Source organism: Roseococcus sp. GW821-FHT12F05 (assembly GCF_058806835.1).
Genome location: NZ_JBXAQB010000001.1, coordinates 188,557 through 201,710, shown reverse-complemented (window position 1 = coordinate 201,710; position 13,154 = coordinate 188,557). Strand labels below are relative to the sequence as shown.

The following is a 13,154-nucleotide window of genomic DNA, read 5'->3' as shown; positions in this document are numbered from 1 at the left end:
GGAGAAATCTTGTACTCATTGGCCGTTTACCCTCGTGCCCCAATGAAGCCGGGATACCAGCGATCTGATGCTGCCGTCATCCAGATGTGCCAGCGCCGCGGGTAGTATCCGCCGTGGTATCTGTCTGGCCGCGCCGCCAGAGGATGAGGCGGGTGCGGTACCCGAAGCCCGTCGATAATGGCATTCACCAACGTGGCGACGGCCTCAGTGCCAGCGGCATCCTCCTTCGTCAGCATCGCCCTCGCCCTCAACAACTGCGCACTTGTCCTCATCGGGTTCGTGCCCTCACCTACGCCTCGCGGCAGTCGAGGAGTAGATGGCGAAGGGGTTGATGCCGGCGCCTGACAGTTTTAATTGAACTTCATAATATTATTATATATGTTTGTGACATGGCCAAGCATCACGCCGATAGATTATCGTGCGTGTCTTGATTGTTGATTTAGGGGTACTAACATTTTGATGCCGAGAAATCGTATCGCAACCTTCATCGCTCAGGACAGAGGATTTTTGCGCCAATATCTTTCGGGAGGCACATATGGATTGGACTAGCATTGATAAAATCCTAACCGCGATTATTGCAAGTGCAGGAATCGGTGCGTTCATCGATTTTTACATCGGAAAAAGTGGACAGAAAGCGGTCAAGTCTAAATTGGAATCATGGTGGATAGCATTAAGTTATGTAAAAATGACAACATTTGGTCGCGAAGAAGCTATTTTTGCAGGAAATATTTTGCGTAATTTATTTGGAAATACAATTCTGGGAGCAAAAAGATTAACTGTTATTTTTGGAATATTTTCTTTAATTTCCATATATTTAATAATAATTGGATCTCAATGGATAAATAATTATGCAATAGAAGACGAACAATGGGATCCATTGATTGGCAGTAGAATCATATATTTTGGCACTCTTCCAATATTATTGGCATTTTCCATATCTATTTCAATAACAATTTGGATTTGCGATTATACTAGTGGATATATTACGGGAAATTTTCTTATAAATTTTTGTTATATAATTTTATTTCTCATTTTTCAATATGTGTTAATTGTGTATATTACACCATTCATAACATTATTAATTTTGAATGTGTCAAGAATGATTTATGTTACTATAATATCTAGAAATTTTAGCTCATATTCCGAACTTCTAAGTAAATCTTTAAGGGATTTCGGCTTTGAAATAGGGATTCTTAAATTTTCAAATACGATTGATACCCTTTTATATCGCACAGATTCTGAAAGATTGTTTAATTTATATTTTGGAAATTGGTATGTAAATGCAATTTATATTATTTTGGAGAAAATTCCGAACATAGTTCGTGTATTTATATTGATTATTTTCCTATTATCCTATGTTTTTTTGCCAGTATATACTATATTGCTAAATATTTGGGCTCGCATTATAGAAAGTGATAAGCCTATATTTACTATTACCTTTGGAGGGCTCGCGGCATTTGCTAAATTTACTCAATATTTGGTCGCATAGGTTTAATTTCTACTTCTAACTAACAGTCCGACACTTAGTTCCTACGATGGCGCGGGTGCGGCCGGAGCGATCCTCAAGGGTCCCCACACGTAGGCAAAATGCCCACCCACGTATCGCAGGTGCTTCCGGGACGCCTCAGCGGTGAGCCTCATCGGCGCCAAATCGGACTGTCAGACCCCCGACAGCTCGCCGATCATCCGCCCCAGCGCCACCAGGTCGTCCTTCCCGGCGCCCTGGTTGCAGACCAGCTCCAGCATTGGCGCGGCCATCGCCGTCGCCGGGCCGAACACGCCGTGGTCGCGGATCGCCTGGGCGGCGAGGCGGATGTCCTTGCGCATCAGTTCCGCGCGGAAGCCGGGGGTGAACTTCCCTTCCAGCAGGCGCTTGGCGTGGTTGCGCAGCACGAAGCTGTCGGCCGAGCCGCCGGTGAGCGCGCCGCGCATCGCCTCGGGATCCAGCCCCGCCTTCTTCCCCAGCGCGATCGCCTCGCTCACCGCCAGCAGCGTCGCGCAGATGATGAGCTGGTTGGCCGACTTGCAGACCTGCCCCGAGCCCGCCGGCCCGAGATGCGTCACGGTGCGTCCCACCGCGCCGAAGAAGGCGGCCGCTGCCTCGAAGGCCCCGCGGTCGCCGCCGACCATGCAGGTCAGGATGCCGTCGATCGCGCCCTGCGGGCCGCCGGAAACCGGGCTGTCAAGCAGCAGCGCGCCGCGCTCCTGCAGCAGCCGCGCGGCGAAATCGGCCGTCGCTTTGGCAGAGATGGTGGAGAAGTCGATGACAACGGCGCCCTTCGCCACGCCCTCGGCGATGCCGCCCGGGCCGAAGATCGCGGCCTCGACATCGGGCGTGTCGGGCACGCAGAGGCCGATGATGGCGCTGCCCTTCGCGGCCTCGGCGCCGGTCTCGCACCAGGTGGCGCCGGCGGCCTCGAGCGCCGCCGCCTTGCCGCGGCTGCGCGAGTGGATCGCGAGCTCGAAGCCGGCGCGGCGGAGGTTGGCCGCCATGGCCGCACCCATGACGCCGAGGCCGACGAAGGCGACGCGCGCAGGTGGGGTGATCTCGGTCATGACGTGCTCCCTCTGGATTCGGCGGGAGCATAGCCGGAGGGCCGCAGGCGCCTAGAGGCCGGTCCTGGACGCGAGGATTCCATCGGATGGGACGGTCACGGAATCTTTACCGGTTACCGGCCATAAGGGCGGGCGGAGGAGCAGTTTCGCACGCGGAATTGCCCCGCCAACGTCCGATCAACCAGCAAAAAGCGGATCATGAACATGGCCGAGCCGGGCATCGACGGGTGCGATCGTGAAACGCGCATCCGCTTCCTGCGGATCACCGCGGCGACGGGCGTCGCGCTGCGCGAGTTCTGGCCGTCGGTGGAGGCGGCGCTGCCGCGCGTCCTCGACGGCTTCTACCGGCACCTCGTCCGCGAGCCCCATCTGGCGAGGCTGCTGGGCCAGCAGACGGAGCGCCTCAAGACCGCGCAGGGGACGCATTGGGCGCGGCTCTTCAACGGCCGCTTCGACGAGGCCTATATCCAGGGCGTCCGCGGGATCGGCCTCGTGCACCACAGGATCGGCCTGGAGCCGCGCTGGTACATCGGCGGCTACGCCTTCGTCCTGTCCCAGCTGACCGACCTTGCCGTCGACACCTACCGCTGGCGGGCCCATCGGTTGCGGGAGGTGGTCACGGCGCTGAACACCGCTGTCATGATCGACATGGACTTCGCCATTTCCGTCTACCAGGAGGCGATGCTGGAGGAGCGCGCCCAGCGCCAGCGGACCGTCGAGGGCCTGATCCACGGCTTCGAGCGGGAGGTGACCGTGGCGCTCGACGCGCTGTCCTCCTCGTCGTCCCATCTCGACGCCATGGCGTCCAGCATGGCGGACACGGCGGAGACCACCACGCGGCAGGCCGGCGTCGTCACGGCGGCGTCGAGGGAGGCGTCGGTCAACATGCAGACGGTGGCCGCGGCGACCGAGGAGATGTCCGCGGCGGTGGCGGAGATCGGGCGTCAGGTCGCCCAGTCCAACGGCATCGCCGAGCAGGCCGTGTCGGAGGGGAACGCCACGACGGCCGAGATCCGCAGCCTCGCCGAGATGGCGCGGAAGGTCGACAACGTGGTGAAGATCATCAACGACATCGCCGCGCAGACCAATCTCCTGGCGCTGAACGCCACGATCGAGGCCGCCAGGGCCGGAGACGTCGGCAAGGGCTTCGCGGTCGTCGCCTCCGAGGTGAAGTCCCTGGCCACCGCGACGGCGAAGGCGACCGAGGAGATCGCCGAGCAGATCGGCGCCATGCAGTCGGCGACCCTGAACTCGGTCGGCCGCATCGAGGCGATCGGCGGCACCGTCGCCGAGATGTCGCGGATCACCACGGCCATCGCGGCCGCGATGGAAGAGCAGAGCGCCTCGACCCTGGAGATCGTGCGCAGCGTGCAGCAGGCGGCCCAGGGAACCGAGGAGGTGTCGTCCGGCATCGCCGGCGTGAGCCAGGCCGCGAACGAGACCGGGGAGTCGGCGGCGCAGGTGCAGACGGCGTCGACCGAGGTCGCGCGGCAGGGCGGGAAGCTGAGGACCGACATCGAGCGTTTCCTCGACGGGATTCGCGCCGCTTAGGGGCAGCCTAGCGCGGGCCGCCGTCGTCTTCCGGCGGGGCGTGGCGCTCGATCCAGCCGGAGAGCGCGCGCAGCACCGAATGCGAGAAGAAGACCGAGGCGGCCAGCCCCAGGGCCAGATGGTGGTGCCGCGCGCCCGCCGCCGCGCCGATCGCCGCCACGGCCCAGAAGGTCGCCGCGGTGGAGAGGCCGCGCACGCCGGTCTCGCGGTGCAGGATCACGCCGGCGCCGAGGAAGCCCACGCCCGTGACCAGCGCGCCCAGCCCCGCCGAGAGGTTGTTGCCGCCCACCTCGATCATCAGCCGCATGTAGCCGGCCGAGGCGGCCGCCACGATCGCGCAGGAGCGCAGCCCGCCCGGATGCCGCCGCCATTCCCGCTCGGCGCCGATGACCGCGCCCAGGACGAAGGCGATCAGGATGTCGAGGATTTCCTGGAGCATGGGTTCCATGGCGCGGGACGCAGCTTGGCAGAGCTTGGCGCGCGGCGCCACGCGGCCTTGATGCGGGCAAGGGTTGGTTAACCTTTCGGGCGGAGGATCGGGCCCGGAAGAGAGTCCCATGCCGCAATATCAGCGCCTGAGCCTGTCGATGATCCTGCTGGGAGCGATCCTGACGGCGGCGGCGATGTTCGTGGCGGCGTCGCTGGGCGCGCCCTTCTGGCACGGGCTCGCGGTGCTGCCGATGGCCGGATTCGCCTGGTGGCAGGCCGGGCTCTGGCAGGAGCTGCGGCTGCGCCGCGCGGTGATGGAGGCGACCCCCTACCGCACCGCGATCTACGGGCGGGACCAGCGGCTGGTCTGGCACAATGGGCGGGCCGGGCGCGTGCTGTCCGAGGCGCTGGCGTCGCTGCCGCCGCGGCCGTGGCTGGATCAGGTCCTGAAGGCCGCGCTCTGGCACCTTCCGCCGGCGGAGCGGGAGGCGGAGATCACGCGGCGGCTCGCCCTGCACGAGGACGCCGACGGCGAGGCGGCCGAGCTGCGGGACGCGGCGGGGGGCTGGACGCGCCAGCACAAGCGGCGGCTGCCCGGCGGCCAGGTGGCCAGCTTCACCCTCGACATCTCGCAGGTGAAGCAGGGCGAGGCGGCGCTGGCGGAATCCGAGGCGCGGCTGCGCTCGCTGCTGGAGGTGGCGCCGGTCGGCATCTGGCAGCTCGACGCCGAGGGGCGCACGGTCTTCGCCAATGGCCATCTCGCGCACCTCTTCGGCGGCGTGGCGCCGCCCTCCCTCTCCGCCTCGGGCCTCACCCTGGCGACGGCGGGCGATGCCGAGGGACCTTTCGGCTTCCCGAGCTCCGGCGAAAGAGAGGCGGTGCTGACCCTGCCCGGCCGGCCGACGCTGCAGCTGCTGGTCGCGGCCTCGCCCTGGATCCGCTCGCAGGACGGCGCCCAGGGCTGCGTGCTCTCGCTGCTCGACATGACGCCGCTGAAGGCCGCGCAGGAGCGGATGGAGCACCTGGCCGAACACGACCCGCTCACCGGCCTCGCCAACCGCGCGAGCTTCCATGCCGGGCTGGAGGCGCTGGTGCTGGGCCCGAAGGGCGGCATCCTGATGCTCATCGACCTGGACCACTTCAAATCGGCCAACGACCGCTACGGCCATGGCGTCGGCGACGCGCTGCTGGTCGAGGCGGCGCGGCGGCTGCGCGAGGTGGTGCGGCCCTCCGACATCGTGAGCCGCCTGGGCGGCGACGAATTCGCCATTCTCGCCTTCGGCGCGCTGCCGGAGGCGGCGGCGGAGCTTGCCGGCCGCGTCCGCCAGGCGCTGCGCCCGCGGCTGGTGATCGAGGGCGCCGAACTGCCGGTGACCGCCAGCATCGGCATCGCCTGCGCGCCGGAGCACGGCAGCGCGGCCGAGGCGCTGCTGCGCGCCGCCGACCTCGCGCTCTACGAGGCCAAGGCGCAGGGCCGCAACACGGTCTTCCTCTTCGAGCCGGGCTTGCGTGAGCGGAGTGAACAGCGCGCCGAGCTGCGCGAGGCCTTCGCCGAGGCGCTGGAGGCCGGCGAGCTGGAGCTGCACCTGCAGCCGCAGCAGGACACCGAGCGTCAGGAGATGGTCGGCGCGGAGGCCCTGATCCGCTGGAACAGCCGCCGCCTGGGCCGCTGGATCAGCCCGGACGAGCTGATTCCCGCTGCGAACGAGGCCGGGCTGATGCCCGCGCTGGACCGCTTCGTGCTGCGCGAGGCGGTCCGGATGATCGCCGGCTGGGGCGACCGGCCCGACGCGCCGCGCGTGCTGGGCATCAACATCTCCGTGACCACGCTGCACGAGCCCGCCTTCGCGGAGGAGGTGGCCGAGGCGCTGGCGCTCGCCGGCGTGGCGCCGCACCGGCTGGAGATCGAGATTCCCGAGGACCTCGCCATCCGCGACCTGCCGGGCGTCGCGCGCACCCTGGCGGCGCTGCGCGTGGTGGGCGTGCCGCTGGCGCTCGACGATTTCGGCGGTGGGCATTCCGGCCTGCCGCATGTGGTGCGCCTGCCGGTGCAGCGGCTGAAGCTGGACCGCTCGATCGTCGCGGGCCTGCCGGACGACCCGAAATCCTATGCCGTGCTGCGCGCGACGGTGGCGCTGGCGCGCAGCATGGGGATCGAGGTGATCGGCGAGGGGGTGGAGACGCAGGGCCAGGCCTTCGCGCTGCGCCGCGCGGGCTGCAACATCATCCAGGGCTACCTGGTGGCGAAGCCCATGCCGGTGGAGGAGCTGGTGCCGCCCCTGCCGGATTACGGCGCGGAAAGGCTGCGCGCGAGTGCCTGAAACTTAATCCTTCGGGCCGGGCTCCAGCTTCGCCTTGTCGAGCAGGGCGCGGCGCTGCGATTCCTCGGCCTCGTCCCGCTGCTTCTGCGTCCTGGTGCGGCCGAAGGCGGCGCGGTTGGCGGCGGCCTGCGCGGCCTCCTCCTCCTTCGCCTTCGCACGGCGCCACTTTCGCAGGTTCACGACATCGCCCATGCTCCCAATCAACCACCCTGGGAGGCTGAAGCCAATGGACACCACGATCATCGCCGCCGACGGACATCGGTTCTCGGCCTATCATGCCGGGTCGGTGGATGCAGACCGTTCCCTGGTCATCGTCCAGGAGATCTTCGGCGTGAACCACCACATGCGCCACGTCGCCGACGCCTTCGCGCGGGAGGGCTACTATGTGGTCGTGCCGGCGCTGTTCGACCGGGCGGAGCGCGACGTCGAGCTCGGCTACACCCCCGACGACATCGACCGCGGCCTCAAGCTGCGCAGCCAGATCACCGGGGACAAGGTGCTGCTCGACATCCTGGCGGCGGCCGGCCAGCTGCCCGCGGACGTGCCGCGGGGCATCATCGGCTATTGCTGGGGCGGCACGGTCGCCTGGCAGGGTGCCACGCAGAGCACCGCCTTCCAGGCCGCGGTGGGCTGGTACGGCGGCGGCATCGCGGCCGCGAAGTCCGAGGTGCCGCGCTGCCCGACGCAGCTGCATTTCGGCGAGAAGGACGGCTCCATCCCGCTGTCGGATGTCGAGGCCATCAAGGCCGCGCGGCCGGAGGTGGAGGTCTTCGTCTATCCGGGCGCCGGCCATGGCTTCGGCTGCGAGGAGCGCGGCAGCTACGTGCCGACGGACGCCGCGCTCGCGCAGAAGCGCACGCTGGAGTTCTTCGCGAAGCACCTCTGACGAGGATGCTGCGGCTCGCCCCCTGGCTGGTCCTGGCGGGCGGAGCCGTGGTGATGTTCCTCGGCTTCGCCATGGACCCGCTCTGGCCGGCGCAGGATGCGACGCCGGAGATGCGGGGACGATATGCCGAGGAGATCCTGGCTGCCGACTTCGTCTACGGGCTCGGCAGCGCCATCCTGGCTCTCGGCGTGGTGTGGCTCGGCCTAGGCTGGGCCTGGCGCCGAGCCCGGCGGTAGGCCGCCTCAGTCGTCCGGTGTCTCCACCTTCACCCGCGCCAGCTTCGCCTCGACCACCGCCGCGAGCACGCCGGCGCCGTAGGGGATCGCCGCGTCGTTGAAGTCGAAGCTCGGATTGTGCACCTCGGCCGTGTCGCCGTTGCCGGTGACGATATAGGCGCCCGGGCACTTCTCCAGCATGTACGCGAAATCCTCGCCGCCCATCACGGCGGGGAATTCGCGCTTCACGCCGGCCTCGCCGACCAGCTCGGCGGCGGCATCGCCGAGCGAGGCGGCCTCCATCGCGTCGTTCACCAGCGACGTGGTGATCACGCGGAAGTCGAGCACCGCCGTGCCGCCGAGGCCGGCCGCGACGCCCTCGCTGATCGCCCGCATCCGGTCCTCGACGAGCTTCATGATCTCGTTGCTGAAGGCGCGGACCGTGCCGCCGAGGCGGACCTCGTTCGGGATCACGTTGTAGGCGTTGCCCGCATCGAAGCGCGTGATGCTGAGCACGGCGCGCTCGGCCGCCGGCACGTTGCGCGCCACGACGGATTGCAGCGCCTGCACGACGGCCGCGCCCATCACCACGGGGTCGAAGGTCGTCTCGGGCCGCGCGCCGTGGCCGCCCTTGCCGGTGATGAAGATGTCGTAGAAGGCCACGCCCGCCATCATCGGCCCGGGCCGCAGCCCGTACTCGCCGACCGGCAGGCCGGGACGGTTGTGCAGGCCGAAGACGGCGTCGCAGGGGAAGCGCTCGAAGAGCCCGTCCTCCAGCATGGCCAGCGCGCCGCCCGCGCCCTCCTCGCCCGGCTGGAAGATCAGGTGGACGGTGCCGTCGAAGTTCCTCGTCTCGGCGAGGTACTTCGCCGCCGCGAGCAGCATGGTCGTGTGCCCGTCATGGCCGCAGGCGTGCATCTTGCCGGGGGTGGTGCTGGCATGGCCGAAGGCATTGGCCTCGGTCATGGCGAGCGCGTCCATGTCGGCGCGCAGGCCGATGCGGCCCTGGCCGTTGCCGTTGCGGATCACGCCGACCACGCCCGTCTTGCCCACGCCGCTGTGCACCTCGATGCCCATCTCGGCGAGCTTCTGCGCGACGAGCGCCGCGGTCCGGTGCTCCTCGAGGCCGAGCTCGGGATGGGCGTGGATGTCGCGGCGGATGGCGGTGAACTCGGCCTGCCACTGGCCGATCGTCTCGACGGGGTTGGTCACGTGGGTCCTCGATGCGGTGGTCGGCCAGTTTCGCGCCGACGGGGGCGGGGCGCAACGCCGGCGGGCTCAGTCGAAGGCGCCGAGGAACCCCAGCGCCAGGACGGCCAGGATGAGGGCGGTGCCGAAGACGATGATCACGAGGTCGAAGCCGGACATGCGCCAGTTGCCCCTGGACGCCCATCGGGGCGCCCATCGGGGCGCATAGGCGTATTCGGGGTTGGCGCCCTTCCGGCGCTCGGCCAGGTCGCGGAAGCGGCCATTCTCCGCGCGGCTGCGCGCATCGCCGAGATCCTCCGCCATGGCCGCCCTCCTGGCCGACTGGCCCCAGGATACCGTGTTGCCAAGACCATGTCGGCTGAATTCCAGGACAGGTCAGGGCGGCGGCGCGACCACCTGCTCGATGGCGCCGAAGAGGCTCTGGCCGGCGCCATCCAGCATCTCGATCCGGATGGTGTCGCCGTGCCGCATGAAGGGCGTCACCGGCGCACCCGTCTCGATGGTCTCGTACATGCGCAGCTCGGCGATGCAGGCATAGCCGACGCCGCCGTTCGCGACCGTCGAGCCGTGCAGCGAGCCCTGCTTGTTGGAGACGGTGCCCGAGCCGACGATGGTCCCCGCGCCCAGCGCCCGTGTCCTCGCCGCATGGGCAATGAGGGTGGGAAAGTCGAAGGTCATGTCGGTGCCGGCATCGGGCCGGCCGAAGGGCGCGCCGTTCAGGGTGCAGCGGAGGGCGCCGGAGAGCCGCGCGCCGTCCCAGGCGGCGCCGAGCTCATCGGGCGTGACGCAGACGGGCGAGAAGGCTGAGGCCGGCTTGCCGTGGAAGAACCCGAAGCCCTTGGCCAGCTCGCCGGGGATGAGGTTGCGCAGCGAGACGTCGTTGGTGAGCATCAGCAGGCGGATGGCCGCCGCCGCCCGCTCGCGGGATGCGCCATAGGGCACGTCGCCGGTGATGACGCAGATCTCGCCCTCGAAGTCGCAGCCCCAGGCCTCGTCGCCGAGCGGGATCGGGTCGCGCGGGCCGAGAAAGCCGTCGCTGCCGCCCTGGTACATCAGCGGGTCGGTCCAGAAGCTGGGCGGCATCTCCACGCCGCGGGCGCGGCGGACCAGCTCGACATGGTTCACATAGGCGGAGCCGTCGGCCCATTGGTAGGCGCGGGGCAGGGGGCTCGCGCATTCCGCGGGGTCGAAGGGCGCGGCGCCGAAGGCGGAGCCGGCGTCCAGCGCCTCCCATTCGGCGCGGAGCGTGGGGAGCAGCCAGTCCCAGCCGTCGAGCGCGGCCTGCAGGGTCTTCGCAGCGGTGGCGGGAAGGCAGCGCGTGAGATCGCGCGAGACGAGGAGCAGGCGCCCGTCGCGCCCGTCCTTCAGCGAGGCGAGCTTCATTCGGCGGCCTTCGCCTCGGGCTTCACGCGCCAGGAATAGGCGTAGTCCTCCCACTCCACGCGCCGGGCGCCATCGCCCATCTCCAGCGCATCGCGGCTGTCGAGCATGACGGCGTATTCGTCGGTCGCGGGCTTCTTTGGCGTGAAGGCGTTGCCGAGCGCCTTGGGATGCGGGCCGTGGGTGAAGCCGCAGGGGTGCAGCGTCATCATGCCGGCGTGGATGTTGTCGCGGCTGAAGAAGTCGCCGGCGTGGTAGAAGAGCACCTCGTCGTAGTCGTCGTTGTTGTGGAAGAAGGGCACCTTCAGCGCGCCCGGATCGGTCTCGAAGGGCCGCGGGGCGAAGGTGCAGACCACGAAGCGCTCGGCCACGAAGGTCGTGTGCGCGCTGGGCGGCAGGTGATAGCGATGGCTCATCACCGGGCGGATGTCCTCGACGTTGAGGCGCACCGGCGCGAGGTCGCCGTGCCAGCCCACGGCGTCCAGCGGGTTGAACGGATAGGTCACTGTGGAGAGCGCGTCGCGGCGCTTGATGCGCACCAGCGTCTCGCGCTCGTGCTGCTGCGCGCGGAAGGCGTCGTCGATGGCGGGCGTCTCCAGCACCGCCGGGTCGAACTGCGCATGCTTGCCGAGGATGCCGCGGTCCGGAAGCTGGTAGCTGCTGCCCGTGGCCTCGATCAGCAGCGCCGCGACGGGCTCGTCGCATTCGATGCGCCACATGGTGCTGCGCGGCAGCAGGATGTAGTCGCCGGCGCGGAAAGGCAGGTGGCCGTAGTCGCAGAAGAGGCGGCCGGCGCCGGTGTGGATGAAGATCAGCTCGTCGCCGTCGGCGTTGCGGGCGAGGTGGTCCATGGCCCGCGGCGCGCGCCAGAAGCGCAGGCGGCAATGGGCGTTGTGCAGGATGTCGGCGGCGTCCCAAGGGCTCGCCTGCTCTTCGTTGATCCGGGCGAGGTCGAAGGCGCGGGGGCGGAGCGGGCCCTCCCAATGCGTCCAGCCCGTGGGCGGATGGGCGTGGTGCATGTGGGTGGCGGGGCCGAAGAAGCCCTCCTTGCCGAGCTCGCGCTCGAAGGTGCCCTGCGGCAGGTCCGCATGCGCCTGGCGCGAGGTGATGCCTGCGCTGCGCGGAAAGGCGATGTACTGCTTGGCCATGGGGATTCCTCCACCTTGCGGTGCGGGGCAAAAATAGTTTCATATGAAACCGATGTCAAAGCCCGGCTTCCTGCTGGAGGATTTTCTGCCGTACCGGCTCTCGGTGGCGGCGAACCGTGTCTCGCGGCTCTTCGCGGACCGGTATGGCGCGGAATTCGGGCTCTCCATCCCGGAATGGCGCGTGATGGCGGTGCTGGGACGCTTCGGCCGATTGCCGGCGCGCGAGATCGCGGCGCGGACGGCGATGGACAAGGTGAAGGTCAGCCGCGCGGTGGCGCTGCTCATGGCGCGCAGGCTGGTATTGCGGCGCACGGACCGTGCCGACGCCCGGCTGCAATGGCTGGAGCTCTCGGCGGCCGGCGCCCGCATGCATGCGGCGATCGTGCCGATGGCGCGCGCGCTGGAGGAGGAGCTGCTGGTCGGCCTGGGCGCGGAGGAGGTGGCGGTGTTGCGGCGCATGCTGGCCACGATCGGCGACCGCCTGGCGGGAGAAGGCCCGGACTAGGGAGCAATCCGCAGCCGTCGCACCATCATCGCATCGTCGTGATACCGCCCGTCGATCTTCAGCGCCCGCGGCTCGATCGCGAAGCGCGTGAAGCCGAGGCGGGTGTAGAGCCGGATGGCGGCCTCGTTGGTCGTCATCACCGAAAGGCGCACCTCCTCGACCTGCGGCGGCGCCCCGGCCAGCACGGCCTCGACCAGCGCGGCGGCGAGGCCGGTGCCGCGGGCGGCGGGACGGACGAACATGCCCCAAAGGGTCGCCTTGTGGCGCTGCTTGGCGGCCTCGGTGGTGGCGAGGCCGGCCGTGCCGGCGAGCGTGCCGTCGGGCAGGAAGCCGCCCAGGACGAGGTTGGCGTCGAGGCGGTCGGCGAACCAGGCGGCGGGCTGTGCGGCCTCGTCCTCCCAGGCGGCGCCGAAGGAGGCGGGATGGGTGCGCAGGGCCTCCAGGCGCAGGTCGCGATGAAAGGGGGCGTCGGCGCCGGTGAGGCGGCGGAGGGAGAAGGGCACGGTCACGGGAGCGGAGGGTAGAGGGGGCGTCGCGGCCCGGCCATCCACGCATCGGATCGCCGCCACACCTAAAGGCGCCAGACCTAAAGGCGCCAGACCGGCGCCCGCTTCAGGTCAGCCGGAAGCGCGCCGAGGCCAGCGCGTCGGCGGCCAGGGCCTGCCGCACCTCCGCGCCCATGCACCCGTCGTCGAGCACCAGCACCCGGTCGAACCACGGGACCGTCCCGCGCACCCGGGCCTGGAACAGCCGGTCCAGCGCCTGGGCCGCCTCGCCGCGCCCCTGGCAGCAGGCGCAGGCCACCGCATGCGGCGAGGCGCCGGCGGCGAAGCGCTCCGAGGCCACGCCATATGCCTCCCCCTCCGGGCTGCCCAGCACGGCGGCGGGCTTGCCGGCGGCGAGCGCATCGGCCAGGGCGCCCGCATCGGGCACCAGCGAAACCGGGATTCTTGC

At 67.9% G+C, this 13,154-nt stretch carries 15 protein-coding genes; 6 read left to right on the top strand and 9 right to left on the bottom strand.

Translation table 11 applies throughout. From position 1 onward, the window contains the following. Positions 1–535 precede the first annotated feature (535 nt). Positions 536–1,489, top strand: a complete 954-nt coding sequence (locus AC1ROY_RS01060; protein WP_493146362.1) for a hypothetical protein — start codon at positions 536–538, stop codon at positions 1,487–1,489. 170 nt (positions 1,490–1,659) lie between these two features. Here the strand turns inward: AC1ROY_RS01060 and AC1ROY_RS01055 are convergent, their stop codons facing one another. Continuing rightward, on the bottom strand, positions 1,660–2,556 hold the full coding sequence (locus AC1ROY_RS01055; RefSeq protein ID WP_493146361.1) for an NAD(P)-dependent oxidoreductase: 897 nt from the start codon (positions 2,554–2,556) through the stop codon (positions 1,660–1,662). Between the two features lie 198 nt (positions 2,557–2,754). Between AC1ROY_RS01055 and AC1ROY_RS01050 the strand changes: the two genes are divergently transcribed. Beyond that, the gene (locus AC1ROY_RS01050; protein WP_493146360.1) at positions 2,755–4,107 is read left to right on the top strand and encodes a protoglobin domain-containing protein; all 1,353 of its coding nucleotides are present in this window, start codon (positions 2,755–2,757) and stop codon (positions 4,105–4,107) included. A gap of 7 nt (positions 4,108–4,114) precedes the next feature. Here AC1ROY_RS01050 and AC1ROY_RS01045 read toward each other — a convergent pair whose 3' ends face one another. Next, positions 4,115–4,546: an MgtC/SapB family protein gene (locus AC1ROY_RS01045; RefSeq protein WP_493146359.1), complete on the bottom strand. Its 432-nt coding sequence runs from the start codon at positions 4,544–4,546 to the stop codon at positions 4,115–4,117. 118 nt (positions 4,547–4,664) lie between these two features. On the opposite strand from AC1ROY_RS01045, the gene AC1ROY_RS01040 reads away from it, so the two are divergent. Continuing rightward, the gene (locus tag AC1ROY_RS01040; RefSeq protein ID WP_493146358.1) at positions 4,665–6,857 is read left to right on the top strand and encodes a putative bifunctional diguanylate cyclase/phosphodiesterase; all 2,193 of its coding nucleotides are present in this window, start codon (positions 4,665–4,667) and stop codon (positions 6,855–6,857) included. A 3-nt stretch (positions 6,858–6,860) separates the two neighbouring features. Here AC1ROY_RS01040 and AC1ROY_RS01035 read toward each other — a convergent pair whose 3' ends face one another. After that, positions 6,861–7,049 carry a DUF4169 family protein gene (locus AC1ROY_RS01035; protein WP_493146357.1) on the bottom strand — a complete coding sequence of 63 codons (189 nt, stop codon included), beginning with the start codon at positions 7,047–7,049 and terminating at the stop codon, positions 6,861–6,863. 34 nt (positions 7,050–7,083) lie between these two features. Between AC1ROY_RS01035 and AC1ROY_RS01030 the strand changes: the two genes are divergently transcribed. Beyond that, on the top strand, positions 7,084–7,743 hold the full coding sequence (locus AC1ROY_RS01030) for a dienelactone hydrolase family protein (RefSeq protein WP_493146355.1): 660 nt from the start codon (positions 7,084–7,086) through the stop codon (positions 7,741–7,743). A 5-nt stretch (positions 7,744–7,748) separates the two neighbouring features. Next, complete coding sequence (locus AC1ROY_RS01025) at positions 7,749–7,979, top strand: hypothetical protein (protein ID WP_493146354.1); 231 nt, start codon at positions 7,749–7,751, stop codon at positions 7,977–7,979. 6 nt (positions 7,980–7,985) lie between these two features. Here AC1ROY_RS01025 and AC1ROY_RS01020 read toward each other — a convergent pair whose 3' ends face one another. The 4 genes from AC1ROY_RS01020 to AC1ROY_RS01005 form a co-directional block, all read right to left on the bottom strand. Then, on the bottom strand, positions 7,986–9,170 hold the full coding sequence (locus tag AC1ROY_RS01020; RefSeq protein WP_493146353.1) for a M20 aminoacylase family protein: 1,185 nt from the start codon (positions 9,168–9,170) through the stop codon (positions 7,986–7,988). Positions 9,171–9,236: 66 nt separating this feature from the next. Beyond that, entirely contained in the window at positions 9,237–9,470 is a 234-nt protein-coding gene (locus tag AC1ROY_RS01015; RefSeq protein WP_493146351.1) for a hypothetical protein, read from the bottom strand. 72 nt (positions 9,471–9,542) lie between these two features. Continuing rightward, a complete protein-coding gene (locus tag AC1ROY_RS01010; protein WP_493146349.1) occupies positions 9,543–10,550 on the bottom strand; it encodes a fumarylacetoacetate hydrolase family protein in 1,008 nt (335 codons plus the stop codon). Then, positions 10,547–11,695, bottom strand: coding sequence for a homogentisate 1,2-dioxygenase (locus AC1ROY_RS01005; protein WP_493146347.1), 1,149 nt, complete (start codon positions 11,693–11,695; stop codon positions 10,547–10,549). Before AC1ROY_RS01005 ends, AC1ROY_RS01010 begins: the two co-directional genes overlap by 4 nt. A 43-nt stretch (positions 11,696–11,738) precedes the next feature. Between AC1ROY_RS01005 and AC1ROY_RS01000 the strand changes: the two genes are divergently transcribed. After that, a complete protein-coding gene (locus tag AC1ROY_RS01000) occupies positions 11,739–12,200 on the top strand; it encodes a MarR family winged helix-turn-helix transcriptional regulator (protein ID WP_493146346.1) in 462 nt (153 codons plus the stop codon). Here the strand turns inward: AC1ROY_RS01000 and AC1ROY_RS00995 are convergent. Then, positions 12,197–12,703 carry a GNAT family N-acetyltransferase gene (locus AC1ROY_RS00995; protein ID WP_493146344.1) on the bottom strand — a complete coding sequence of 169 codons (507 nt, stop codon included), beginning with the start codon at positions 12,701–12,703 and terminating at the stop codon, positions 12,197–12,199. The two genes, AC1ROY_RS01000 and AC1ROY_RS00995, sit on opposite strands and share 4 nt — an antisense overlap. A 109-nt stretch (positions 12,704–12,812) precedes the next feature. Further along, positions 12,813–13,133: a hypothetical protein gene (locus AC1ROY_RS00990; RefSeq protein ID WP_493146342.1), complete on the bottom strand. Its 321-nt coding sequence runs from the start codon at positions 13,131–13,133 to the stop codon at positions 12,813–12,815. Between the last annotated feature and the right edge of the window lie 21 nt (positions 13,134–13,154).

Excerpts from the sequence above, each read along its gene's own strand:
- AC1ROY_RS01060 (WP_493146362.1), top strand. The coding sequence starts at position 536 with ATGGATTGGACTAGCATTGATAAAATCCTAACCGCGATTATTGCAAGT.
- AC1ROY_RS01055 (WP_493146361.1), bottom strand. The coding sequence starts at position 2,556 with ATGACCGAGATCACCCCACCTGCGCGCGTCGCCTTCGTCGGCCTCGGC.
- AC1ROY_RS01050 (WP_493146360.1), top strand. The coding sequence starts at position 2,755 with ATGAACATGGCCGAGCCGGGCATCGACGGGTGCGATCGTGAAACGCGC.
- AC1ROY_RS01045 (WP_493146359.1), bottom strand. The coding sequence starts at position 4,546 with ATGCTCCAGGAAATCCTCGACATCCTGATCGCCTTCGTCCTGGGCGCG.
- AC1ROY_RS01040 (WP_493146358.1), top strand. The coding sequence starts at position 4,665 with ATGCCGCAATATCAGCGCCTGAGCCTGTCGATGATCCTGCTGGGAGCG.
- AC1ROY_RS01035 (WP_493146357.1), bottom strand. The coding sequence starts at position 7,049 with ATGGGCGATGTCGTGAACCTGCGAAAGTGGCGCCGTGCGAAGGCGAAG.
- AC1ROY_RS01030 (WP_493146355.1), top strand. The coding sequence starts at position 7,084 with ATGGACACCACGATCATCGCCGCCGACGGACATCGGTTCTCGGCCTAT.
- AC1ROY_RS01025 (WP_493146354.1), top strand. The coding sequence starts at position 7,749 with ATGCTGCGGCTCGCCCCCTGGCTGGTCCTGGCGGGCGGAGCCGTGGTG.
- AC1ROY_RS01015 (WP_493146351.1), bottom strand. The coding sequence starts at position 9,470 with ATGGCGGAGGATCTCGGCGATGCGCGCAGCCGCGCGGAGAATGGCCGC.
- AC1ROY_RS01010 (WP_493146349.1), bottom strand. The coding sequence starts at position 10,550 with ATGAAGCTCGCCTCGCTGAAGGACGGGCGCGACGGGCGCCTGCTCCTC.
- AC1ROY_RS01005 (WP_493146347.1), bottom strand. The coding sequence starts at position 11,695 with ATGGCCAAGCAGTACATCGCCTTTCCGCGCAGCGCAGGCATCACCTCG.
- AC1ROY_RS01000 (WP_493146346.1), top strand. The coding sequence starts at position 11,739 with ATGAAACCGATGTCAAAGCCCGGCTTCCTGCTGGAGGATTTTCTGCCG.